This is a genomic window from Streptomyces sp. NPDC023541, from assembly GCF_055559995.1.
Genome location: NZ_JBVHJO010000004.1, coordinates 247574 through 272173 on the forward strand (window position 1 = coordinate 247574; position 24600 = coordinate 272173).

The following is a 24600-nucleotide window of genomic DNA, read 5'->3' on the forward strand; positions in this document are numbered from 1 at the left end:
AAGCGGCCCTAGGCGAGGTAGAAGGGGCGTACGCGCTCACGAATCCAGTCCGTGACCGGGTCCTGGGCCGCGTCGAGGAGGATCAACTGCACGGGCCACGGCGCCGGAACGCGGGTCAGCACCCGCCCGAGCGCCTCCATCGGGGCCTCGCGCATCTGCGGCTCCCATCCCACCAGGCGGACACCGATGAACAGTTCCGGGGCCCCTCCCTCGACGCTGGCGAGGCAGCGGTGCGCCGCTGCGACCACGCCGGTGGCCCGGAACTCCTCGCCGGCGGCGGCCAGGAAGTCCACCGGGTCGTCCTGCCAGTCGGGCTCGAAGAGCCGCACGCGGCCGCCGGTGGCGGGGCCGTCGAGCGGGCTGCGGCCGGCCCGGCAGAGTTCCGCGACGGCGGGCGGGGGCAGCGGGACGCCGACGGCGCCCTCCGGATTGAGCGCGATGCCGAGCTGCGGGGGCAGCCCCCGGGCGAACTCGACCGCCGGGGCCACCGCGAAGTCCATGCCGGGGCCGACGCAGGCGAGGAACTGGGCCTCGGAGCTGTAGACGGGGACGTACGCCGCCCCGCCGATGTCCATGGTGGGCAGGTCCAGACCGGCCGCGTCGGGACCGCCGCCGCCGGGCAGGGGCACCCACACGTGGCTGCGCCCGAGCACTTCCAGGATCCGGCCGCCCGCGTCCGGCTGCCCGAGCGCCGCCCCGAGCACCTGCTCCAGCTCATTCCCCGGCCAGCCGCTGCCCTGCATCTGCCCCTGCCTCCGTCTGGTCCCGCGCGTGTCGCCCCGCAGGCTACCGGCACCGGGGCGGGCACCGCCGCAGGGGCCCGGCGTGCGGTCAGCCCTGGAAGCCGATCCCCGTCACGGCGGCCGCCGAACGGCGGTCCAGGAGGGTTGCCGAGGCGCAGCCGGCGGGCGGGCGGCCCGCCTCGGCGTCGCGCAGCAGGCGGCCCACGGCGCCGCGGTGGCGGGCGAAGGCGTAGGCGGACACCCGGCGGCCCCGGGCGTGCTGGCCGGACAGGGCTTCCTGCGGGCTGCTGTCCAGGAGGAGGAGGTGCAGCGCCCGGCCCCGGCGGCGCGCGGCCGCGGCGAGCAGCCCGCGCACCCAGGCCTGGGTGCCGCAGTCGTGGACGACGACGGAGGCGCCGGAGCGCAGGATCCGGTAGAGCCCCCAGTAGTGCGCGGCGCGCACCAGCGGGCGGTACACCGCGTACGGCAGGGCGGCGGGCATCCGGCGCTCCCAGCGCTCGCGGGTGTCCTGGGAGTCGACGGCCCCGCCCTCGGGCGCGGCCCGCTTGATCAGCGTGCTCTTGCCGCCGCCGGGGAGGCCGGAGACCACGACGATGTCGCCCTCGGCGAAGCCGAGCCGCCGCGGTCCGCGCAGCGCCGGGCCGCGCAGGTCGCGTACGAGGCCGAGGCCGCCGTCCGCCGCCTTCCTGCGCTCACGGGCGCCGCGCCGCTGCGCCGGCACCGCGTCCACGGTTCCCGTCGTCGCCACCACTCCGAATCTCCGCACAGTGTTCGCCTCCCCCCGAATCGGGTCACCGGGACCCTTGCCCACTGAGTGTAAAGAGACGGTAATCGGCATGTCCGGTTCCGTTCCGCCCGCTCGGATGGGCGTACGAACTTTCGGGCCCCCACCCCCGATCTCGGACACGGCGTGCAATGATGTGCGCCATCTGGACCAACTGCATACCGGCCGCTTGAATCCGCGCGGGAGAGTCCCGGCACGCCGCAAGGCCGTGCGCGGGCGCCGAAGGAGCAAGAACCTCCCTTGAATCTCTCAGGCCCCGTACCGCGTGGATGAGGCAGATCTGAAAAGCGAGCTGCCCGGCAGCTCCACCCAAGGTGCAAGTCGCGGACACCGGCGATCGATGGATCGGCGGAACTCTCGGCGAACCTCTCAGGTTCCGATGACAGATGGGGAGGAACGTCCTCGTCATGTCATGTCGATGCCCTGGGACCCGGGAGCCACACCCATGAGCACTGCCCCCCGCCTGACCGCCCTCGATGCGCTGCACCGCTCGCTCGGTGCGACCATGACCGACTTCGCGGGCTGGGACATGCCGCTTCGGTACGCCAGCGAGCGCGACGAACACAACGCCGTACGCACCAAGGCCGGCCTCTTCGACCTCTCGCACATGGGCGAGATCACGCTGACCGGCCCGGAGGCCGTCAAGGCCCTGGACTACGCGCTGGTCGGCAACATCTCGACCGTCGGCGTCGGCCGCGCCCGCTACACGCACATCTGCCAGGAGGACGGCGGGATCCTCGACGACCTGATCGTCTACCGCCTCGGCGAGACCGAGTACATGGTCGTCGCCAACGCCTCCAACGCCCAGGTCGTCCTCGACGCCCTGACCGAGCGCGCCGCCGGCTTCGACACCGAGGTCCGCGACGACCGCGACGCCTACGCGCTGATCGCGGTGCAGGGTCCGGAGTCCCCCGGCATCCTGGCGTCCCTCACCGACGCCGACCTGGACGGCCTCAAGTACTACGCCGGCCTGCCGGGCACCGTCGCGGGCGTGCCCGCGCTGATCGCGCGTACGGGCTACACCGGCGAGGACGGCTTCGAGCTGTTCGTCGCCCCCGAGCACGCCGTGGAGCTCTGGCAGGCGCTGACCAAGGCCGGTGAGGGCGTCGGCCTGGTCCCGGCCGGCCTGTCCTGCCGCGACACCCTGCGCCTGGAAGCGGGCATGCCGCTGTACGGGCACGAGCTGACCACCGCCCTGACCCCGTTCGATGCGGGTCTGGGCCGGGTCGTGAAGTTCGAGAAGGAGGGGGACTTCGTCGGCCGCGCCGCCCTGGAGGCCGCCGCCGAGAAGGCCGCGACCAAGGCGCCGCGCAAGCTGGTCGGCCTGATCGCCGAGGGCCGCCGCGTCCCGCGCGCCGGCTTCCCCGTCACCTTCGGCGGAGAGGTGATCGGCGAGGTCACCTCGGGCGCCCCGTCCCCGACGCTGGGCAAGCCGATCGCCATGGCGTACGTGGACGCGGAGCACGCCGCGCCCGGCGCCTCCGGCGTCGGCGTCGACATTCGCGGTACGCATGAGCCGTACGAGGTCGTGGCGCTGCCGTTCTACAAGCGGCAGAAGTAGCCCTCCGCGCACGACGTCCGCCGTCCGGCTACCGGAACGGCGCCGTCTCAGTACCCAAGACCGTAGTTCGTATCCACTCCCCCGCATCCAGGAGAATCAGGCCATGAGCACCCCCGAGAATCTGCGTTACACCAAGGAGCACGAGTGGCTGTCCGACGTCGTGGACGGCGTCGCGACGGTCGGCATCACGGAGTTCGCGGCCAACGCGCTCGGTGACGTCGTCTACGCCCAGCTCCCCGCGGTCGGCGACACCGTGACCGAGGGCGAGACCTGTGGCGAGCTGGAGTCGACCAAGTCGGTCTCCGACCTCTACTCCCCGGTCTCCGGCGAGATCGTCGAGGCCAACCAGGACGTCGTGGACGACCCGGCGCTCGTGAACACCGCCCCGTTCGAGGGCGGCTGGCTGTTCAAGGTGCGCATCTCGGAGGAGCCCAAGGACGTGCTCTCCGCCGAGGAGTACACCAAGCTCACCGCCGGTAACTGACCCCAGGGGATCCTGATGTCCGTACTGAACACCCCTCTCCACGAACTCGACCCCGACGTCGCCGCAGCCGTCGACGCCGAGCTCGTGCGCCAGCAGTCCACCCTGGAGATGATCGCGTCGGAGAACTTCGCTCCGGTCGCCGTCATGGAGGCCCAGGGCTCGGTCCTCACCAACAAGTACGCCGAGGGCTACCCGGGCCGCCGCTACTACGGCGGTTGCGAGCACGTCGACGTGGTCGAGCAGATCGCGATCGACCGCATCAAGGCGCTGTTCGGCGCCGAGGCCGCGAACGTCCAGCCCCACTCCGGTGCGCAGGCGAACGCCGCCGCGATGTTCGCGCTGCTCAAGCCGGGCGACACGATCATGGGCCTGAACCTGGCCCACGGCGGCCACCTGACCCACGGCATGAAGATCAACTTCTCCGGCAAGCTCTACAACGTGGTCCCGTACCACGTCGACGAGACCGGTGAGGTCGACATGGCCGAGGTCGAGCGCCTCGCCAAGGAGTCCAAGCCGCAGCTGATCGTCGCCGGCTGGTCCGCCTACCCGCGCCAGCTGGACTTCGCCGCCTTCCGCCGCATCGCGGACGAGGTCGGCGCGTACCTGATGGTCGACATGGCGCACTTCGCCGGCCTGGTCGCCGCGGGCCTGCACCCGAACCCGGTCCCGCACGCCCACGTCGTGACGACCACCACGCACAAGACCCTCGGCGGTCCGCGCGGCGGTGTCATCCTGTCGACGCAGGAGCTGGCCAAGAAGATCAACTCCGCGGTCTTCCCGGGCCAGCAGGGCGGCCCGCTGGAGCACGTGATCGCGGCCAAGGCCGTCTCCTTCAAGGTCGCGGCCTCGCCCGAGTTCAAGGAGCGCCAGGAGCGCACCCTGGAGGGCGCGAAGATCCTCGCCGCCCGCCTGGTCCAGGACGACGTCAAGGCCGTGGGTGTGGACGTCCTCACCGGCGGCACCGACGTGCACCTGGTCCTGGTCGACCTGCGCAACTCCGAGCTGGACGGCCAGCAGGCCGAGGACCGCCTCCACGAGGTCGGCATCACGGTCAACCGCAACGCCATCCCGAACGACCCGCGGCCGCCGATGGTCACCTCGGGCCTGCGGATCGGTACGCCGGCCCTCGCCACCCGCGGTTTCGACGCCGAGGCCTTCACCGAGGTCGCCGAGATCATCGCGCAGGCGCTGAAGCCGACGTACGACGCCGAGGGCCTCAAGGCGCGCGTCTCGGCGCTCGCCGCGAAGTTCCCGCTGTACCCGTCGCTCTAGCGGTGGCGTGGAAGGGCCCGGCCCCGTCTGTGCACGGGCCGGGCCCTTCCCATGTCCCTCCGCCTCCCCCCTCCCCGGCGCCCCGGGGGGCAGGGCGACACCTGCCCGACCCGTCCGCGTAATCCTTCCCACGTCGGTCGGCAGCCAGGACGTTCACCGGACCGCGCTAAGCTCGTCTGTCGGACAAAATCTGAACAATCCACCTCTCCTGCCCCCTCCCACCCCACGAGCAGACAAGGGAGTCCGCCACCGTGGCCATCTCCGTCTTCGATCTCTTCTCCATCGGCATCGGTCCCTCCTCCTCCCACACGGTCGGTCCGATGCGCGCAGCGCGCATGTTCGTGACGCGGCTGAAGAAGGACGGCGTGCTCGCCCAGACGGCCTCCGTGCGGGCCGAGCTCTTCGGGTCCCTCGGCGCGACCGGCCACGGCCACGGCACCCCCAAGGCGGTGCTGCTGGGCCTGGAGGGCCACTCCCCCCGCACCGTCAACGTGGAGACGGCGGACGACGAGGTGGAGCGCATCCGCAAGAGCGGTCGCCTGCGGCTGCTGGGCGCGGAGATAGGTGATGGCCACGAGATCGCCTTCGACGAGCCGAACCAGCTGATCCTGCACCGCCGGCGCTCCCTGCCTTACCACGCGAACGGCATGACGCTCTTCGCGTACGACGAGGCCGGCACCCCGCTGCTGGAGAAGACCTACTACTCGGTCGGCGGCGGCTTCGTCGTGGACGAGGACGCGGTCGGCGAGGACCGGATCAAGCTCGACGACACTGTGCTGAAGTACCCCTTCCGCTCCGGTGACGAGATGCTGCGCCTGGCGAACGAGACCGGCCTGTCGATCTCCTCGCTGATGCTGGAGAACGAGAAGGCCTGGCGCACGGAGGAGGAGATCCGCGAGGGCCTCCTGGAGATCTGGCGCGTCATGCAGTCCTGCGTCTCGCGCGGCATGTCCCGCGAGGGCATCCTCCCGGGCGGCCTGCGGGTCAAGCGCCGCGCCGCCTCCACGGCGCGCCAGCTGCGCACCGAGGGCGACCCGATGATGCACCGCAGCGAGTGGACGACGATCTACGCGATGGCGGTCAACGAGGAGAACGCGGCCGGCGGCCGTGTCGTCACCGCGCCCACCAACGGCGCGGCGGGCGTCCTCCCGGCCGTCCTGCACTACTACATGAACTTCGTCCCGGGCGCGGACGAGGACGGCGTGGTGCGCTTCCTGCTGGCGGCGGGCGCCATCGGCATGCTGTTCAAGGAGAACGCGTCGATCTCCGGCGCCGAGGTCGGCTGCCAGGGCGAGGTCGGCTCGGCCTGCTCGATGGCGGCCGGCGCCCTCGCCGAGGTCCTGGGCGGCACCCCGGAGCAGGTCGAGAACGCCGCCGAGATCGGCATGGAGCACAACCTGGGCCTGACCTGCGACCCGGTCGGCGGCCTGGTCCAGATCCCCTGCATCGAGCGCAACGGCATGGCCGCGGTCAAGGCCGTCACCGCCGCCAAGATGGCGATGCGCGGCGACGGCACGCACAAGGTCTCCCTCGACAAGGTCATCAAGACCATGAAGGAGACCGGCGCCGACATGAAGGTCAAGTACAAGGAGACCGCCCGCGGCGGCCTCGCGGTCAACGTCATCGAGTGCTGATCCGAAACGCACCGGCGCCCGGATGACCCGAAGGGCCCCGTACCTTGCAGGAGCAAGGTACGGGGCCCTTCGTCATTCGGGTCGGTCAATCAGGAGCGCAGATCCCAGGGCAGCCCTTCACCCGCAGCCGCCTGGAGTCGTTCCAGGCGTTCTTCATCCTCTTCGATCAACGTGAGGATCTCGTACGCATGACTGCGCGCATCAATTGATTCGCTGGACAACACTTCTGCGTACAAGGTCCACAGCCCTCGCCGGACCTCGGCCTCGCATTCAGCCGCCACGTCACGTCCCGCCAAGGCGGGAACGGGCGCCTGAGTGTCCGCCGAGAGGATGGACAGCACCATCTGGAGATGGGCGACACGGGCGTACTCAGGCGTCTGCGACGCCAGTACCGCCATGGCGACCGCGACCACCGAAGGGGCCGTCTCGAGGAACATGTCGGCCGGTGAGACCACATGCCGGGCGACGCCTTCGTAGCCGATTCCGGCGCCGTCCTCCGGCTGCGCCGCCAGTTCGAGAAGCAGGGCCGGCAGGTGCGCGCCCGACTCGCCGCAGCCACAGAGCATCGCGCTCCAGTCGTGGCGCTGGATCTCCATCCCGACGAGTTCCAGTTGCTTCGTCATCGTCCCCATGCTCCGCCCTCGTCGGCCTGAATTCCGGGCACAAAGTTCTCCGGAGAATAGTTGGTCTGGCAATTCGTGCAGACCGGTTTGATTTCGGCCTTCAGGCGGCCGTCCTTACGCTTGACCTGGTAGGCGTCCGTGAATATGACCTCGGACAAGTTACCACCGAGTGCCTTGAGGGCGTTCCCCTCCGCGCAATGGCCGCCGCCGGACGACGCCAGCACGGTGTCGCCGGTCCGCATGTTCATCGCACCGACATATGTCCGGCCGCTGTGCTTGGCACTCCTGCCCAGCGCCGCGAACACGGGCACTCGGCGCGCCACTTCCTTCAGTCGCTGCGACTGGTCCCAGCCGGCCGAAGCCCTGTCGACCTCGACGATGGGCACCGTACGGCTCTCACCTCGGGGGTTGATCCCCCCTCCGCCGGAACCACCGCCACCGCCCGAGCCGCCACCGCCCGAGCCGCCACCGCCGGAGCCGCCTCCGCCGGAGTCGGCGCTGCCTCCGCTGTCGGCCTGCTTGGCGGCCGGAGCCTCGACGTCAGCCTTTTTCGCGGCCTTGGCCGCGTCGGCCTGTTTCTGCCAGTCGTTGAAGTCCTCCGTGTACTTGGCCATCGCCTTCGCGTCGTTTTCCGAACGCATCAGCATGCCCGCGGACCAGCGGACGTCGTCTTCCCACTTGCGGTACATGGACCAGGCCCGCTCGACGGCCTTCAGTACCCGCTTCGCCTTGCCGAGGACGCCGAGCAGCTGTTCGGCGGCGAGCATCACACAGGTCTTCTTGTTACCGCCGATGCAGTCGGCAATGTCCTCCCAGCCCGTGACGCCCTTGGCCACTTCCTTGGCGATATTGATCGCGACGTCCATCTTGGACTGCTTGCGAATCGCCTCCGCCCTCTGGACATCGGCCTGGGAGACGGTCGGCTTCGGCTTCGCGGGGGCGGGTGCGGAACCTCCGCCGGCAAGCCGGCCGTGGCCCGTGAGCCGGAGCACCTCGTCGGTGGACTTGCCCACCATCTGGCCGATCATCTCGGCCACCATCCGGAGCAGGCCCCAGAACTGGCCCGAGGGGTCGGAGAAGGTGACCGGGCTGTTGTTCCCGTAGGCGTACGGGTTCATGGTCTGCGACTCGGCCATGTCCAGTTGCGGGTCCGTCGAGATGAACCGTCCGATCGACGGGTCGTACTCGCGTGCTCCGAGGTGGGTCAGTCCCGTGGAGGGGTCCTGGGTCCCGCCGACGAAGCCCCTCTCGGACGGCCAGACCGCCGGCTTCTGGCCGCGCGGATCACCGAACGGCATGGACTTGCGCCGGGTGACCGCCTGGGTGGCCGCGTCGACCGACGTCGTGGCCGTACCGTTGTGGTCCTTCAGCAGGTACGAGGTGGTCGTCTTCCCGCCCTCGGCCACCCTGACCATCACCGGGCCGTTGGCCGAGGTGTAGTAACGGGTCCCCTTGACGGCACCGGTGGACTTGGCCACCTGGATCTCGGTTCCCGGCAGGTACAGCGTGGTGCCGTTCGGGTCGCGCCGGATGAGCCGGTTGCCGCTGGCGTCGTAGAGGTACTCGGTGTCCTTTGCCTCGTCGCCCGGTACCGGGGAGACCTTCTTCAGGTGCCCCTCGGTGTCCCATTCCAGGCTCTGGACCCCGCCCTGGACCTCTCGGCGGGTGGTGTTTCCCGCCTCGTCGTAGCCGTAGCTGTCGGTCCGCGTACCGCCCGGGCCCTTGGTGTCCACCTTCAGCAGACGGTTCTTGGCAGGACCGTTCTGGGGGTAGATGTACGTACGGGTGACGTCCTTGGCGGTGTTCCCCGTCGCGTCGTGCTGGACTTCCGAGGTGCGGTTGCCCACGGCGTCGAAGGTGTAGGAGCTCCAGTACGCGTCCGGTCCGCCGACCTTGGGCCCCGCTCCGGGACCGGAGCCACCCGGCTGAGCCGCGCAGTCGTCGGTCGCGGTCCAGGCGTCCGTCATCCGCCGCAGGTAGTCGTACGAGAAGCACTGCGTGTCGGTGGCGGCTGCGGAGCCGTCCATGCGGTCGGTGATCTTCAGGATGTTGCCGGTGGCGTCGTAGCTTGTACGGACGTCACTGATCTGGCTCCAGCCGGTGCCCGACTGCTGTGAGTGGTACGTGCGGCTCATGCGCCGCGTCTGCTCGTCGAACTCGTAGGTCGAGACGATCTGCTTGTTCGCGTCACCCACGTTGGTGCGCACCAGGTCGCCGAGCGGGCTGTACTCGGAGCTCGTCAGGAAGGCGCGCCCGTTGACCGAGGTGCTCGCGGGCTGGTCGAGGCCGTTGTAGCCGGTCGCCACCCGGTCCGCGGGCAGGCCGGCCGCGGCCGGATGCTGGACGGAGGTCGCGAGGCCCACGGTCTTGCTGTGGGTGTAGTTGTAGGTGTACGTGCCGGCGAGCTTGCCTTCGGCCGCGGGGATCGTGACCTTGCTGCCCAGGCGGCGGTATTCGCTGTCGTAAGCGGTGACGGCCTGCGTGTAGGCGTTGCCCTGGTCGTAGCGGGTGGAGGACACCGGCATGCCGAGCCCGCCGGGGAGGGTGTCGTACGTCGTCTCGGTGAGCTTGGTTCCCTGCGGGGAGCCTTCGTGCGTCGAGGTGATGCGACCCAGCACGTCGTAGGCGAAACCGACGGTCTTGCCACGATTGTCGGTAACGGTCTCGATCCTGTCTCCGACACCGTACGTGGTCTTCATGACGCCCTTGTCGGGGTCAGTGGCCTCGTACGCGCGCCCTCGGAGGTCGTACTTGTACGACCAGACGTTGCCGGCGACATCGGTCACCGTGTCCAGCTGACCGCGCCGCGTGTAGGAGTACTTGATGGTGTTCGCGGGAGTACCGACCGGGGCGTCACCGCTGAACTGGTGCAGCTGGGTCTTGCGGCCCTGGGCGTCCACGAACGCCTTGGTCGGGGTGTCGCCCTTCGGGGGGTCGACCGCGACCCAGTCACCACCGTACGAGGTCGTCGTACGCCAGGTCTCCTGGCCGTTCTTCTGGGAAATGGTCGCCACCGGGCGGCCCATGCCGTCGTACTCGGTCCGGCTGGAAGACGGGACCTTGCTCTCGACGGGCACCCACATCTGGGAGGACGGCGCCTGGTCGTTGTAGTAGGCCCCGTTCTCCATGCGGACCTGGCCACGGCTGTCATAGAAGGTGTCCGTGATCACCCGCCCCTGGTCGAGGGCCTGCTGCTGGGTCTGCCTCAGCCGCAGCGAACCGTCGTAGAAGTCGTACCGGGTCCGGTAGTTGCCGCTCTCCAGCAGGTACTTGTTCGTGATGACGACCGGTGCGTCCGCGGACCCCGGCCGGATGTCGTACGAGAACTCGGCGTCCGGGACAGTGACCGCCGGGTCACGGTCCGGGGACCACGCCTTAAGGAGTCGCCCCAGGGCGTCGTACCGCATGACGGTCCGGCGCTTGTTGGCGTCCTCCTTCACGAGGGGAAGGGCCCGGCCCGCGTCCAGTTCCGTCGTGGTGGTGTGTCCGAGGGGGTTGGTCGTGACCACCTTCGTCGGCACACCGCCGACAGCGGGAACGTACTCGGTCTTCGACGTCGCCCCGTGCACGTCCGTGGAGCTGGCCGGCCTGCCGTGGACGTCGTAGGTCGCCGTGCCGCTCAGCACGTACTTGGGCGTCGCGCCCGCGTACGAGTCGATCGACTCGGTACGGACCACGTTGCCGACCGCGTCGAACTGCGAGACCTGGTCGGATATGACGTCCGCCGGACGGGAGATGTCCGGAGCGTCACACGCCTTCGAGAGGCTCTCCGCCCGCTTCTGGTACCCGAACATCCACTTGGACGGATCCTCGTGGTACTCGTAGCGCGTACAGGTGTCGTCCGTGGTGACCGCGAGGTCGCCCCGGTTCGTCGTCTGCGTGAGGCGGCCACGGGAGTCGTAGTTGTGCTCGATACCGGTGCGACGCTGCCCCCGGTCGTCGGACAGCACACTGCGCGAGGTGATCTTGGACAGGTGGCCCGTCCATGCCTGGAGCGGCTCGGCCCCGTCCGCACGCTTGCGCGTCGCGGTCGGCCCCGAGTGTCCGGGCGTGCTCAGGGAGGCCGATTCGAGCGGCTCGCCCTCACCCTTGTAGTACAGCGTCTCGCGGACCTGGCCCGCGTACATCTCCTGGTCGGCGATCTCGCCGCCCTCGGAGTCCTTGATCACGACCGAGCGCTTGCCGCCGGGCTGGGAGGGGGCCTTGTCCCCGTCCATGCCCCGGAAGAACACCGTTTCGGTCTGGCTCCGCTTGTCCGGGGCGACACCCACCAGGGTCCGGACGCGTCCGTAGCCGCGCCACTGGTTCCAGGTGCGGGCCTTCTCGCTCAGCTGTTCCGTCTCGTCGTCGAACGCCCAGGCCGGAGCGTCGAGGTACTGGTAGTTCGTCTCCTTGGTCGGGGAGATGGCGTTCGGGTTCTCGTCCCTGACCTGGTCGACGCGGTGCTTGTGGAACCAGTCGGTGACGTAGAGCTTCTTCTCGCCCTTGGGGTCGTTCGGGTCCGGGATCTCCTTGATCACCGGGTAGCACCGCAGGGTGTTGTTCTCGGGCGAGGCAGGGAGCTTCTTCGGCTCCTTGGTGCTGCACTCGGTCGGCGCGTACTTGACCGCGGTGACCGCGCCGGTCTCGGTGCGGATCTTCTGGACGCGCCAGCGCAGGAACGGCGGGCTGCCGTCCTCGTTGTTGTCGACGCGGTTCTCCAGCTGGACGCCCTCGAAGACCACGGGAGGCATCTCGGCATCGGCGCCGTCGCCGTTCTTGCCGGTGTGCTGGATCTGTGCCAGCCACATCGGGTACTCAAGGGCCACACCACCATCGCCGGTGGAACGGAAGTCGTGCGTCAGGACCCAGGTGTCCACCGCCTCGTGCTTGCCCGCCTTGAGGACACTGGTCGTGACCGCCTCGAGCATCTTCCGGCTGAAGAAGGTCGGCGTGTAGCGGTCCTTGCACTCCTTGCCGGTGTCGCAGATCTGGTCGGCGGGTACGTCCGGCCAGTTCTTGGTCACGTCCCACTTCGCACCGTCGACGAGCTTGGTATCGGCGCAGTCGAAGTCCTTGGTGGGGATGCAGCGCTCGACGGCCTTGAAGTCGACACGTGCCGGGGACAGGGTGAAGAGGTTGTCCGAGCGCAGGCCGTAGTCGACGTGCTGGAGCCAGCCGCCGCGGTCGTACGGGCGGGCGGTCGTCTTGCCGTCGTCCTGCACGTTGGAGCCGTAGTTGTTGTGCTCCTTGGCGTACCAGTAGGTCATGGCGTTGCCGTGCGGGTCCACGACGTAGTCGAGGTTCCAGCGCCAGGCCTGGTTGCAGACCGAATCGGCGTAGGAGGCCTTGTAGCAGGCCTCGCCCGGGTGGTTGCCATAGACCGGCACCGTCCACGCGGAGTTGGTCTCCAGCTTCCCGGTGGTCCAGCCCGGCAGGCGGTTCAGCCCGAAGTGGTACTGGACGCCCTGCTGGTTCGTCACCCGCCAGTGCTGACCGCCGGTGTCACCGTTGGTCGCGCCGTCCAGCAGCTCGACCTTGGAGCCGTCGTCCTGCGCTGGTCGCCATGTCTTCTTCTGCGGGTCGGCGTCGTCCAGGACGAGCGGGGTGGAAGAACCGTTGAGGCTCAGGGTCACCATCGGTGCGCCCTGGCACAGGTCACCGGTGATCTGCTTGGGGTTGTTGAACCCCGATCCCGCCTTCTTGTCGTCGGAGCACGGAACGAAGCTGTGCTCGATGAAGTTGTTCCCGGTGGACACGTCCCAGCCGTCGCCCGCCCAGGAGGACTGGCCGGAGGAGGCGGAAGTACGACCGTCCACGGCGGCCGAGGAGTAGCCCAGGCCGAGTGACGGCGCCGGACCGCCGAGTGAGGCCGGCAGGTCCATCGGATAGGACCAGGAGAAGTCACCCGCCGAGCCGCCGCCCTGCCAAGAACCGGTGGGGCTCAGCGAGGTCGCCGTGAAGCTGCCGTTGCTGCCGCTCGCGCCCGCCGTCGTGGCCAGCACCGTCGGTGCGGACGCCGCCGAGCGGGTCTGCGCGCCCGAGGAGGCCGCCAGGGTGGCGGTCACGGTGCCCGTGACCGGGTTGTTCTTCGAGGCGACCGGGGTGCGCTTCTGGCACTCCGGCTTCGCCGGCGAGGTCAGGGCGCACGCGGGGAGCTCGACCAGTTGGAGACGCGAACCCCAGTTGCCGCCGTAGGCGTTGCGGAACTTCGTGTAGTCCAGCTCCACCGAGAGGGGCACGGAGGCGGACGAGGTGTCAGCGGGCCTGACGGCCATGACCACGCCGTCGATGCCGAGGGCCGTGGCGGTGGCCTGGTTCTTCACCTCCACCTCGGTGGAGACGGCGGCCGGTACGCGGTCGGTCGGCGCCGGCACCGCCTTCAGCTTGACCGGCAGTTTGCCCGCCGGGACTTCGGCCGGAGGGGGTGCCAGGAACTGCGAGATCTTGATGCCGGGGGCGGCGGGCGGGGTCGCCCCGCCCTTGGCCGGCACCTCGACGTCCGCCGTTCCGGGCTTCGGCAGCTCCACTGCCGGAGCGCCCTTCCAGGTGCGCTTGGCGGCGGCCGCCTTGCCCGCGTCCTTGGACTTCGACGTGTCCGACAGCCTCTTGCCGGGAACGTTCGTGAGCTTCTGCGTACCCGGCAGGTCGGCGGCCGAGGCGCTTCCCGCTATTGCGGGAAGCCCGGTCACCAACAGGGCGGTGACGACCGCTGACGCGGTCCACCCCGGCCTGAGGACAGACCACCCTCCGGCTCTGTGTCTATGCCGTTTCCCCTGACGGAAAAACGAACGCTGCGGCTTCAAACCCTACCTCCATGACGGGAGCCGAAATGACGTCGGGTATTACTACCAGAGCGTTAACTAAGGAGATCAATCAGGGCAACGAACTCCCCACGTTCCAGTAAAGTGAACATAAAGACCGAATGACCCTTTTCGGGCACCTTGCAGGTCAGGCCGGTATGTTTTTCGCCACACCGGCTGGTCGAGCCACCCCCGATACGGGGTTCGGCGCTAGTGAAGGAAACAAGTGAAGCAAGCAGAAAGACCGCTCGGCGTGAGCGGTCGGCGGCGGCTGAGAGCGATGTCCGTCGTGATATCCACCACTCTGGTGGGCGGCGCGATTTCGGCGGCTCCCGCGGCTTTCGCCGCGCCCGCACCGAAAGCGAAAAGCGGAATAGACAATTCCGCCATCGGCACTCCGCTGGCCGAGGAAACCGAGTCGGCGAAGAAGTCCGCGAAGAAGTCGGGGAAGCCCGTCGAAGTGGTCGGCGGGCGCACCGAGACCGATGAGCTGTACGCCAACCCCGACGGCACCATGACACTCGACCGGGCGCTCTTCCCGGTCCGGGTGCGGCAGGGCTCCGCCCTCGTGCCCGTCGACCCCACCCTCCAGGTGAAGGCGCAGGGCCGGATCGCCCCGAAGGCGGCCCGTACGGACGTGTCCTTCTCCGGCGGCGGCACCGGTCCGCTCGCCGTCATGCGCGAGAACGGCCGTGAGATCCAGTTGAGCTGGCCGGGCAAGCTGCCCGCGCCGAAGCTCTCCGGAGACACCGCCGTGTACCCGGAAGTGCTGCCGGGCGTCGACCTCGCGGTCAAGGCGACCGCGGACTCCTTCAGTCACTCGCTGGTCGTCAAGTCCGCCGAGGCTGCGAAGAACCCCGCCCTCGCGAAGGTCGACTTCGGCCTCAAGGGGAAGGGCCTGACGGTCAAGGCCGAGCCCGACGGCCGGCTGCGCGCCGTCGACCCGACGGGGCGGTCCGTCTTCTCGACGCCCGAGCCCAGCATGTGGGACTCCTCCGCCGGACAGCCGGCCGGGGTCTCAGGGCCCGGCCAGAAGGCCCCCGAGGCGAAGTCGGCGGCAGAGGCGCCGGCGGAGGACAAGCCGGCCGGTGCCAAGAGCGGAGCCCCCGCCGCGCGGAGCCTCGCCGCACCGGCGTCCGACCCGGCGACGCCGCCCGCGGCCCCCGCCCCGCGCCCGCTGGACGACGTACTGTCCGGCACGACCGAGGGGTCCAGGCAGGCCGACCTCGGTGTCGAGCTGCGCGGTGAGACCCTCTCTCTGAAGACGGACGCCGCCCTGCTGAAGGCACCGGAGACGGTGTTCCCCGTGGTCATCGACCCCAAGTGGGCGCCTGACGCGGCACGCAACGCATGGTCCCTCGCCTACAAGAACACGGGGGTCAGCGGGAGCGCCGACATGGTGTTCTGGAACGGCGGATCGACCATGAAGGACTTCGCCCGCGTCGGCGTCGCGAAGGACAACAACGGCAACACCGCCTGGGGCAACTCCTACTTCCGGGTCGGCACCGGCAATCTCCAGGACAAGCAGATCCTGGACTCCGTCATGCGCATCAAGCAGGTGCACGCCGGGTCCTGGTCCTGCAACTCCGGCGATGTCGAGCTCTTCGACATCGGCCGTGACCTGCCCAACAACATCACCTGGAACCGCCAGCCCGCCAGCAAGGGCAGCGTGGACCGCTCCGGACAGTCCTTCGGCGGCCGCAACTGCCCCAATGCCAGTGACGGCCTGGTCGAGTTCGACGTCCTGCCCGCCGTGAGCAAGGCCGCGGCGAACAAGTGGGGCACCTGGTCCTTCGGCCTGCGCTCGGTGTCCAATGCCGTCGACACGTCCTGGCGCAAGTTCGACCCGAACTCGGCGCGCGTCTCCACGCGCTACAACACCGCCCCGGCCAAGCCCTCGGACCTCAAGACCAACCCCTCCGTGCCCTGCACGGGCGGCACCTTCGGCCTGACCAGCGAAGTCGAGCTGCGCGCCCGCGTGCACGACGACGAGGACAACAACCTCCGCGCCTACTTCGAGTGGGGCAAGACCGGCGCCGCGGCATCCGGATCGCAGCACGTGGACGTCAGCAGCGGCGGCGACGCGGTGGTCCGGATCAACGCATCGGGGCTTGACGGCTCGTACTGGTGGAAGGTGGCCACCACGGACTGGACCACCAACAGTGCGACGTCCGACCAGTGCGCCTTCACCATCGACCGGTCCCGGCCGTCCAAGCTGCCCTCCGTCAGCTCGGCGGAATTCCCGCCCACGGGCAGCGGCAAGCCCAGCAAGCCGGCCCGCACCAACGGCACCTTCGTCTTCGGCGCGAACGGCGTCGACGACGTGACCGGCTACGTGTGGTGGTCCGACCAGGACAGCACCTTCCGCCAGGTCAAGGCGACCAAGAAGGGCGGCCCCTCCGAGCCCGTGACCTTCAAGCCCTACAGCGCGGGGCCGCAGTACCTCTACGTCCGCAGCGTCGACGCGGCCGGCAACCAGTCCGACCAGTACGCCTACCACTTCCAGCCCGAACGCACCCCGGGTCCGGACAGGCCCGGCGACCTCAACGGTGACGCCACCGTCGACCTGTGGGCCGTCGACCCCAGCACCGGAACCCTGCGGACCTACCCCTGGCAGCGGGACGGCGCGACCGGCGGCACCCTCGGTGCCGGTGTCGCGGCCGCGCAGACCTCCTTCGCCGGTTCCGTCATCGCCCACCGCGGCAGCTGGAACGTCGAGGACGGCTACGAAGACCTGATCGCACTGAGCCCCAGCGCGGAGGACCCGCAGAAGAAGGAACTCTGGCTCCACAAGAACGACGGCTCCGGCCGCCTGCGCGGTGAGTCGGGCCGCTTCGAGTTCGACGTCTACGACGCCGAGAACCGGCTGTGGACCAACGCCGACCAGGTGCTGGTGGTCGCCAGTACCAACGACGACAACTACGACGGGGTCCTGAACGACGCCGACGACCCGGATCTCCTCATCCGCAGGGGCGGCGAGCTCTACCTCTTCCTCGGTTCCCGGGCCGACCGCTTCCTGGACACCTTCCAGAAGCCGATCTCGCTCGGTCAGGCCGACTGGCAGAACATGACCCTGTCCGTCCCCGGCGACCTCAACGGTGACGGCCTCTCCGAGCTCTGGGCCCGCGACAGGACCACGGGCAAGGTGCACCAGTACACCAGCCGCAAGGGCACAGACGAGTTCGGCGCGGTCAGCGCGGACCTCACGGTCTACGGCGACGCCGCGGTCCGCTCGGCCTCCCTGGGCACGATCCCCGCCGGCACCTACCCGGTACCGCTGAGCAACGGTGACTTCGAGGGCGACGGCTTCGCCGATCTCCACGCCCTGAGCACCGACGGCCTGCTGTACGAGTTCCCGGGCCGGGCGATGCAGAACGGCTCCGCCTTCGGAGAGCCGCGCCTCCTCGTCAAGATCGGTACTCCCTGGAACGAGTGCGAGACCGTCGAGGGTACGCACACCGGCGGCAAGCGCAGCCTCTGCGGCCCCGTCCTGGCCAAGTTCAAGGCGCTCGGCGGGCTCACGTTCGGACACCCGACCTCCGACACCGTCGTCGCACCCGACGGCAAGGGTCGCTACATCCACCTGAAGAACTCCGCCGGCGCGGAGGACCGCTCCATCTACTGGAGCCCGGACACCGGGGCCTGGTCCATCCAGGGCGGCATCCGCAACAAGTGGTCCGAGATGCAGCGAGAGTCCGGCGTCCTGGGCTACCCCACCTCCGACGAGATGGTGACCCCCGGCGGAACCGGGTGGGTCACCACCTTCGGCAAGAACGGCGCCAAGAGCGCCCTGTACTACTCCTTCGCCACCGGCGGTCAGCCGGTGAGGGCCGGGATCTACGAGTCGTTCCTCAGGCTCGGCGGCGTGAGCGTTTACGGGTTCCCCGTGGACCCGGAGGCCCCGACCAGCCCCAAGGCCGGTGCGCACCAGCACTTCAAGGCCGTCGGTGCCTCGGCGATCACGACGACCTTCTTCTGGAGCAGCGGCACGGGGGCCTGGCCCGTCAGCAACGCGAACCGCACCAAGTACTCCGCGGAGAACTCGGAGAACGGCTGGCTCGGCTTCCCGACCTCGGCCGAGTACGCGACGAACAACGCCTCGATCCGCTCGGACTTCGAGGGCGGCTACATCAAGTGGAACCGCCACAGCTACACCACCACGGCCCACAAGCCGAACGACCGCACGGCACACCTGCGCACCGACCTCGGCGGTGACGTCAACGGCGACAAGCGCAGCGACCTGATCACGGTGCAGGACTACGGCAACGACACCACCGGCCTGTACGTCCTGGACGCCAAGCCGGACGGCGGGCTCGCCGAGCCCCGTGAGGTCTGGAGCAGCGGCGCCCGGAACTTCAACGCCGCCAGCGCCAAGTGGGCCACCGGGGACTTCAACGGTGACAAGCGCGCCGACGTCGCGGCCCTCTACGGCTACGGCGACGGGCACAACGCCGTCTTCACCTGGTTCGGCACGCCGGACGGGGGATTCACCACTCCCGGCGCCCCCCTGCAGATCCCTGCGGGCAAGTGGGACTGGAGCAAGGTGGCCCTGCTCGCGGGCGACTTCAACGGCGACAAGCGGGCCGACGTGGCCGTCGTGCACGACCACGGCAGCGGAGTCACGGCCGCGACCACCTTCACCAGCAAGGCGGACGGTACCTTCAACGCCGGGCTCGACAGCTGGCGCTCGGCCAGCGGCTGGCACAACGCTGCCGCGCAGTACCAAGTGGTCGACTCCAACGGCGACGGCCGCTCCGACATCGCCGCCGTGTACTTCAACGGCACGGTCGAGACCGCGATGTGGACCTTCAAGGCGAAGACGGACGGCGGCTTCGAAGCACCCTTCAAGTCCTGGTCCGCGACGGCGCAGGCTTTCCAGTCCGCCCGTATCGAGTCCACCGGAGGGGACTACAACGGCGACGGCCGCGGTGACCTCGCCATCGTCTACGACTACAGCGGCGCCACCGGTACCCACACCTTCACCGCCAAGCCCGACGGAGGCTTCAACGCCCCCCTCGCCAGCTGGAAGTCCGGCGACGGCAACTGGTGGGCCACCAGCAGCGGAACCCCCGTCTCCGGGGACACCGACGGCGACGGCCGGGCCGACATCGTCATGATCTACAACTACGCGGCCGGCGACACCAGGGCCTTCACCCTGACCAGCCGACCCGACGGCGGCTTCGACGGCGTCCGCGCCTCCTGGTACGCCGCACCCGGCATGTGGTAGCCGACAGCTGCGGCTGAGAAGCGAGGGGCTCCGGTCCCCGGCCTGGGCCGGGGACCGGAGCCCCTCGCCGTGCCCGGCCCCCTCGGCCAAGGTGCGGAACCAAAGAATCCGGCCTGGCGTCCCAGACTGTGCCACCTGTCCCCGTCTCTCGGAATCGAGGGGACGTCATGATCAACGTCCGTCTACGGCAGTCCGTGGCCCTGGCAACCGGCGTTCTGCTCGCCGCCTGCCTGTCCTTCGCCGCGCCCGCCTCGGCCTCCACCCTCACCTCGGCCGCCGCCGACACCCAGACCCCGACCCCGCTCGTCGTGAACGCCCGCTGGGGCGGGCACGCCACGTACGACCGGATCGTCATCGACCTGCAGGGGTACACCCCCACGGTGACCGTCACGCCCGTCGCACAGCTCGTCCACGACGGCTCCGGAAAGCCCGTCCCGCTGGCCGGGAAGCACTTCCTGGAGATCCGCCTGAACCCCGCCGCCGCGCACGACGACGCCGGCGGGAGCGTCTACCACGGCCCCAAGCTCCAGAAGATCTACCTCAGTAAGCTCAAGGGCCTCGCCATGACCGGCGACTACGAGGGGTACGTGACCTTCGGCGCCGCCTTCGACACCGTCCCCTACTACCGCGCCTACAGCCTGCACTCGCCCGAGCGGTTCGTCGTGGACATCGCTCACTGAACCGCCCGACCGCCCGACCGCCGAGCCGGCGGCGGGGGTGCCGGCCTGGCCGCGCACCCCCGCCGCGTGCGTCACCTGCGCCAGAACAGGTGGTGCGTCACCCCGCTCGGGCTGGGCACGACCTCCAGGTGGAACCGGTCGAGCAGTTCCTCGGGCGACTTCCAGAGCCTCACCCCGGAGCCGAGGTCCACGGGCGCGACCGCCACGTGCAGGGTGTCGACGAGACCGGCGTCGAGAAACCCGCGGATGGTGGTGGCTCCGCCGCCGAGCCGGACGTCCTTGCCCTGCGCCGCCTCCCTGGCCGTTTCGAGGACCGTCGCCGGGTCGCCGCCCACGAAGTGGAAGGTGGTGTCGGAGAGCGTGAACGAGGGACGCGGGTGGTGGGTCATGACGAAGACCGGGGTGTGGAACGGGGGTTCCTCGCCCCACCAGCCGCGCCACTCGTGGTCGGCCCAGGGCCCGCGCTGGGGGCCGAACTTGTTGCGGCCCATGATCTCGGCGCCGATGTTGTGCGCGAAGTCGCGCGTGAAGTAGTCGTCCAGGCCCCGGGTGCCGCCGGGGTCGGTGCGGTTCGGCCAGCTCGCGGTGGCGCCGGCCCACGCGAACATGGCACCGGGATCGGCGTGGCCGAACGGCCGCTCCAGGCTCTGGGGCTCGCCGGCGCCGAATCCGTCGCGCGAGACGGTGAAGTTCTGGACTCTCAGCAGTTGCTCCACGGGCTTCCTCCAGTCGTGTCGTCCTTCATGAGACCGCCGGGACGCGCAGAACTCATCGGTGCTCGGGGTTGGGGAAGTCGAAGCGGCAGCCGGCGTCCCACAGGGAGCGCTGGTTGCCGTGCGCGGGGATGCCGCCGGAGCGCTTGAGCAGGCCGGCCAGGTGCATGAGGTTCCAGGACATGAAGGCGGTGTTGCGGTTGGTGAAGTCGTTCCCGGGGCCGCCCGAGCCGGGGTCGAGGTAGGAGGGGCCGGGGCCGGCCTCGCCGATCCAGCCCGCGTCGGCCTGGGGCGGGATCGCGTAGCCGAGGTGCTGGAGGCTGTAGAGGACGTTCATGGCACAGTGTTTGACGCCGTCCTCGTTGCCGGTGATCAGCGCGCCGCCGACCCGGCCGTAGTAGGCGTACTGGCCGTGCTCGTTCAGCAGGGAGGAGCAGGCGTAGAGCCGCTCGATCACCTTCTTCATCACGGAGCTGTTGTCGCCGAGCCAGATGGGCCCGCACAGCACGAGGATGTCGGCGTCCATGATCTGGCTGTACAGGACCGGCCACTGGTCGCTCTCCCAGCCGTGCTCGGTCATGTCCGGCCAGACGCCCGTCGCGATGTCGTGGTCGACGGCGCGGATGAGGGAGGTACGGGCGCCTGCGGACTCCATGACCGCGCGGCTCTTGTCGATCAGGCCCTCGGTGTTGCTGGTCTCGGGCGAGCGCTTGAGCGTGCAGTTCACGTAGAGGGCGGTGAGGTCGGCGTAGGGCGCGGGGGTCGCGGTGTTCTCGTCGGCAGCCACGCATCCCAGCCTGTGCAGTGCGCGGGGCGGCCGCCACCGGGCCTGGCCCGTCCGGGGCGGCCGTGGGGAGGTGATCGCGGGGCCGGGCCGCCGCAAACCTAGGATGGCCGCATGTCCCTGCCGCACGCCATCCTCACCGCCCTGCTCGAGAAGCCCTCGTCCGGGCTGGAGCTGACCCGGCGGTTCGACAAGTCGATCGGGTACTTCTGGTCGGCGACGCACCAGCAGATCTACCGCGAGCTCGGGCGGCTGGAGGAGGCCGGCCTGATCCGGGCGCTGCCCAGCGAAGTGCCCGTGCGGGGGCAGAAGAAGGAGTACGAGGTGCTGCCCGCGGGCGGTACGGAGCTGGCCCGGTGGGTCGCGGAGAGCCAGGACCCCAAGCCGATGCGCGATCCGCTGCTGCTGCGGATCCGGGCGGCGGGCGTCGTGGGGCCACGGGGGCTGGGCCCTGAGCTGCGGCGCCATCTGGAACTGCACCGGCGCCAGCTGGCGCAGTACGAGGCGATCGAGGAGAAGGACTTCCCGCCGGGGCGCGACGCCGTGGAGGACCGGCTGCGCCGGCTCGTCCTGCACGGCGGGATCGCTCTGGAGACGTTCTGGCTGGCCTGGCTGGAGGAGGCCCTCGCCGAGGTCGAGGACATGTCCGGCCCGGGGGCCTGAAACGGCGGGGGCCACTGCCGTACGGTGCACGGCGCCGCCCCCGCCCGGGCGGACCGGGGCGGGGCGGCGGCGGAGGGACTACTTGTCCAGGGAGGCCCAGAACTCGTCGAAGCTCAGCAGCTTGTCGCCGTTGGCGTCCTTGGAGGCGACGACGGAGTCCGCGACGGCCGGGCTGACGTGCGCGTCGCCCATGGCGCGCATCGCGGCGCTGTACTCGTCGGCCGTGATGAAGCCGTCACCGTTCACGTCGAACCTGTTGAACGTAGCCCGTGCGCTCTCGATGTCCGCCACTGGGTCCACCCCTTCTTGGTGCTTGTTGACCGGCCCAGGGTAGCGGCACCCGGGGCGGGCGGACCCCCCGGGGCCCGGCCCCGCGGGCGCCGCCACCCCGGCATGATCGGCAAGACGCCCTCTAGCGGAAGATCCCGGTGTGGCCGAGCGAGTAGCGGCCGGGCTGCGGGTACACGGCGAGTCCGTGCGGGCCGCCGCCCACCGGGATCCGGGCGAGCTGCTTGCCGGTCACGGTGTCGACGGCGTACACCTCGGAGTTGTAGCGGCCGGAGAGCCACAGCACCTTGCCGTCGGCGGAGACACCGCCCATGTCGGGGCTGCCGCCGTCCGGCAGCGTCCACTTCTTGGTGAGCTTCTTCTGCGGGAAGTTGTAGACCGAGATGGTGCCCTCGCCTCGGTTGGAGACGTACATCTCCTTGGAGTCGCGGCTCACGTAGAGGCCGTGGCAGCCCTTCCCGGTGGGCAGCAGCTTGGGGGTCTCGAAGCTGTCGCCGCTGAGCACCCACATGCCGTGCGCCATCATGTCGGCGACGTAGAAGGTCTTGCCGTCCGGGGAGACCTTGACGTCCTGCGGCATCGCGCCCTCGAACGGCAGCTTCTGCTGGCCGACGACCTCCATCTTCTCGGTGTCCACCTTGAGGAGTTCGCCGGAGAACTCGCAGCTGACGATGAAGTAGCGGCCGTCGGCGGAGAAGTCGGCGTGGTTGACGCCGAAGCAGGTCACCGGGACGGTCTTCACGCGGTCCATGGTGTGCGGGTCGCGGAAGACCAGCTCCTTGTCCAGCGAGGCCATGACGACCGCGTACCTCCCGTTGGGTGTGAAGTACAGGTTGTACGGGTCGTGGACCTCGACGGGCTTACCGGCCTCGCCGGTGGCGGGGTTGATCGGGGTGAGCGTGTGGCCCCGGTTGTTGTTGACCCACAGGGTCTTCAGGTCCCAGGAGGGGACGACGTGCTGGGGTTGGACCCCGACCGGGATGGTGTCGATGACCTGGTAGGTCTCCGGGTCGATGACGGACACCGTGTTGGAGCTGGTGTTCGGCACGTAGACGCGGGAGGGGAAGTCCTTGACCACCGGGGACAGCTTGCCCGGCCGGTCCGCCGCGTAGACGTCGTTCGGATCCAGCAGGGGCGGCATGCCGGGCAGCCCGGGCGGCGCGGCCGGTACGGCCTTGACGGGCTTGGCCGGGCCCTTGGTGCCGAGCGCCTCGGCGGGCCCCTTTCCGGCCGATCCGCAGCCGGCCAGGGCGGCGAGGACCAGACCGGCCAGCAGTACGCCGGCATTCCGGGGAAGGCGGGTGGTCTTCATGGCGTCAGCAGCTCCGTGGTGGTCACCGCGCGCAGGTTGCGGCGCGCGAGTTCTTCGAGGAGGGGAGGCATCGCGTCGACCGTGTCCGCGTAGCCGAAGTGCAGGCTCACCACGGATCCGGGCCGGATCGTCCCGGTGACGTTGCGGATGACGGCCGCGGCGCCGGGCGAGGTGAAGTCGAGGGAGTCGACGTCGTACGAGAGGACGTGCGGATAGCCCGCCCGCTGGGCCAGCTTCCGGACGAGGGGTGTCGCGTACTGCGTCCGGGAGGGCCGGAACCAGGTGCCGATGGAGCCGGTGAGCCGCTTGAGGCGCTGGGCGCAGCCGGTGATCTCGGCGTAGGCCTCCGCCTCGGTCATGTCGTTGATCGCGAGGTGGCGCTGGGTGTGGTTGCCGAGCTCGTGGCCGCCGTCGAGGATCCGGCGGGCCATGTCCGGGTGGGCGTCGAGCCAGGCGCCGATCGCCAGGACGGTGACCCGCGCGCCGCCCTTCTCCGCGGCGGCCAGTGCCGCGCGGGCGAGGGCGGGCTCCCCGTTGCCGTGGAAGGTGAGGGCGACCCGGTCGCGGTCGCGGGGACCGTGGCCGATCTCGGCGGGCTGTCCGGCGAACCGGCGCGGGGCGGCGGCCGGGGCCGGCTGCGCGGGCTCGGCCGGGCGGGCGGGGCCCGGGGGCGGGGCGGAGGGCCCGTTGTGCGGGCGGCTCGGGCCGCAGCCGGCGGTGAGACCGGCCGTCGCGGCGCCGGCCACCCCGAGACCGGCCGCACGCAGAGCCGCGCGGCGGCCTGGATGTGAGAGCACTTGCCCATTTAAGAGGTGGATGACGCGGAAGGTAATGATTGACCCATTTCGGGTGTTCGCCGAAGCGGGTGAATCAGGCGGCCCATCCGCCACGTGATCAACGATTTACTCAGAGCAATCGATAGTTACTCATCGATTGCCAGGCCAGTGGTCCACCTCACCTAGGATTTAGCTAGAAAGTCTTACGATTTACACACTTATGTCCAAGTAGGGACTTTTGGCGTTCGAGCCCTCGTCTGTCATAGTCGAAACC

16 protein-coding genes and 1 riboswitch are annotated in these 24600 nt (G+C 69.7%); of the genes, 7 read left to right on the forward strand and 9 right to left on the reverse strand.

What is annotated here, in order from left to right:
* Window positions 1-8 precede the first annotated feature (8 nt).
* Window positions 9-743 carry an enhanced serine sensitivity protein SseB gene (locus tag ACZ3X1_RS11705; RefSeq protein ID WP_467278911.1) on the reverse strand — a complete coding sequence of 245 codons (735 nt, stop codon included), beginning with the start codon at window positions 741-743 and terminating at the stop codon, window positions 9-11.
* 88 nt (window positions 744-831) lie between these two features.
* Window positions 832-1491 (reverse strand): AAA family ATPase, encoded by a 660-nt coding sequence (locus ACZ3X1_RS11710; RefSeq protein ID WP_390076077.1) that lies wholly within the window; start codon window positions 1489-1491, stop codon window positions 832-834.
* A gap of 206 nt (window positions 1492-1697) precedes the next feature.
* A riboswitch (glycine riboswitch) is annotated at window positions 1698-1801 on the forward strand.
* A gap of 171 nt (window positions 1802-1972) precedes the next feature.
* Between ACZ3X1_RS11710 and gcvT the strand changes: the two genes are divergently transcribed.
* The 4 genes from gcvT (at window position 1973) to ACZ3X1_RS11730 (ending at window position 6478) form a co-directional block, all read left to right on the forward strand.
* Window positions 1973-3088: a glycine cleavage system aminomethyltransferase GcvT gene (gene gcvT / locus ACZ3X1_RS11715; RefSeq protein WP_356810673.1), complete on the forward strand. Its 1116-nt coding sequence runs from the start codon at window positions 1973-1975 to the stop codon at window positions 3086-3088.
* Between the two features lie 103 nt (window positions 3089-3191).
* Window positions 3192-3572 (forward strand): glycine cleavage system protein GcvH, encoded by a 381-nt coding sequence (gene gcvH, locus ACZ3X1_RS11720; RefSeq protein WP_030655701.1) that lies wholly within the window; start codon window positions 3192-3194, stop codon window positions 3570-3572.
* A 15-nt stretch (window positions 3573-3587) separates the two neighbouring features.
* A complete protein-coding gene (glyA, locus tag ACZ3X1_RS11725; protein ID WP_356810672.1) occupies window positions 3588-4844 on the forward strand; it encodes a serine hydroxymethyltransferase in 1257 nt (418 codons plus the stop codon).
* Between the two features lie 251 nt (window positions 4845-5095).
* Window positions 5096-6478 carry an L-serine ammonia-lyase gene (locus ACZ3X1_RS11730; RefSeq protein ID WP_030826603.1) on the forward strand — a complete coding sequence of 461 codons (1383 nt, stop codon included), beginning with the start codon at window positions 5096-5098 and terminating at the stop codon, window positions 6476-6478.
* Window positions 6479-6567: 89 nt separating this feature from the next.
* On the opposite strand, the gene ACZ3X1_RS11735 is transcribed toward ACZ3X1_RS11730, so the two are convergent.
* Both ACZ3X1_RS11735 and ACZ3X1_RS11740 read right to left on the reverse strand, forming a co-directional pair.
* Window positions 6568-7101, reverse strand: coding sequence for a hypothetical protein (locus ACZ3X1_RS11735; RefSeq protein ID WP_467278918.1), 534 nt, complete (start codon window positions 7099-7101; stop codon window positions 6568-6570).
* The gene (locus ACZ3X1_RS11740) at window positions 7098-13772 is read right to left on the reverse strand and encodes an RHS repeat domain-containing protein (RefSeq protein WP_467278920.1); all 6675 of its coding nucleotides are present in this window, start codon (window positions 13770-13772) and stop codon (window positions 7098-7100) included. Before ACZ3X1_RS11740 ends, ACZ3X1_RS11735 begins: the two co-directional genes overlap by 4 nt.
* A 391-nt stretch (window positions 13773-14163) precedes the next feature.
* On the opposite strand from ACZ3X1_RS11740, the gene ACZ3X1_RS11745 reads away from it, so the two are divergent.
* Window positions 14164-19110 carry an FG-GAP-like repeat-containing protein gene (locus ACZ3X1_RS11745; RefSeq protein ID WP_467278923.1) on the forward strand — a complete coding sequence of 1649 codons (4947 nt, stop codon included), beginning with the start codon at window positions 14164-14166 and terminating at the stop codon, window positions 19108-19110.
* 167 nt (window positions 19111-19277) lie between these two features.
* A complete protein-coding gene (locus tag ACZ3X1_RS11750; protein ID WP_467278925.1) occupies window positions 19278-19790 on the forward strand; it encodes an AMIN-like domain-containing (lipo)protein in 513 nt (170 codons plus the stop codon).
* A gap of 71 nt (window positions 19791-19861) precedes the next feature.
* On the opposite strand, the gene ACZ3X1_RS11755 is transcribed toward ACZ3X1_RS11750, so the two are convergent.
* Together ACZ3X1_RS11755 and ACZ3X1_RS11760 are read right to left on the reverse strand one after the other, a co-directional pair.
* On the reverse strand, window positions 19862-20506 hold the full coding sequence (locus ACZ3X1_RS11755; RefSeq protein ID WP_362624733.1) for a dihydrofolate reductase family protein: 645 nt from the start codon (window positions 20504-20506) through the stop codon (window positions 19862-19864).
* A 52-nt stretch (window positions 20507-20558) separates the two neighbouring features.
* A complete protein-coding gene (locus tag ACZ3X1_RS11760; RefSeq protein ID WP_356810668.1) occupies window positions 20559-21290 on the reverse strand; it encodes a flavodoxin family protein in 732 nt (243 codons plus the stop codon).
* A 111-nt stretch (window positions 21291-21401) separates the two neighbouring features.
* On the opposite strand from ACZ3X1_RS11760, the gene ACZ3X1_RS11765 reads away from it, so the two are divergent.
* Window positions 21402-21950: a PadR family transcriptional regulator gene (locus ACZ3X1_RS11765; protein WP_467278928.1), complete on the forward strand. Its 549-nt coding sequence runs from the start codon at window positions 21402-21404 to the stop codon at window positions 21948-21950.
* Between the two features lie 78 nt (window positions 21951-22028).
* Here the strand turns inward: ACZ3X1_RS11765 and ACZ3X1_RS11770 are convergent, their stop codons facing one another.
* The 3 genes from ACZ3X1_RS11770 to ACZ3X1_RS11780 all read right to left on the reverse strand — a co-directional run bounded on the left by ACZ3X1_RS11770 (window position 22029) and on the right by ACZ3X1_RS11780 (window position 24347).
* A complete protein-coding gene (locus tag ACZ3X1_RS11770; RefSeq protein ID WP_356810666.1) occupies window positions 22029-22241 on the reverse strand; it encodes an EF-hand domain-containing protein in 213 nt (70 codons plus the stop codon).
* Between the two features lie 121 nt (window positions 22242-22362).
* The gene (locus tag ACZ3X1_RS11775; RefSeq protein ID WP_356810665.1) at window positions 22363-23550 is read right to left on the reverse strand and encodes a YncE family protein; all 1188 of its coding nucleotides are present in this window, start codon (window positions 23548-23550) and stop codon (window positions 22363-22365) included.
* A complete protein-coding gene (locus tag ACZ3X1_RS11780; protein ID WP_467278931.1) occupies window positions 23547-24347 on the reverse strand; it encodes a polysaccharide deacetylase family protein in 801 nt (266 codons plus the stop codon). The genes ACZ3X1_RS11775 and ACZ3X1_RS11780 overlap by 4 nt, the downstream gene beginning before the upstream one ends.
* Between the last annotated feature and the right edge of the window lie 253 nt (window positions 24348-24600).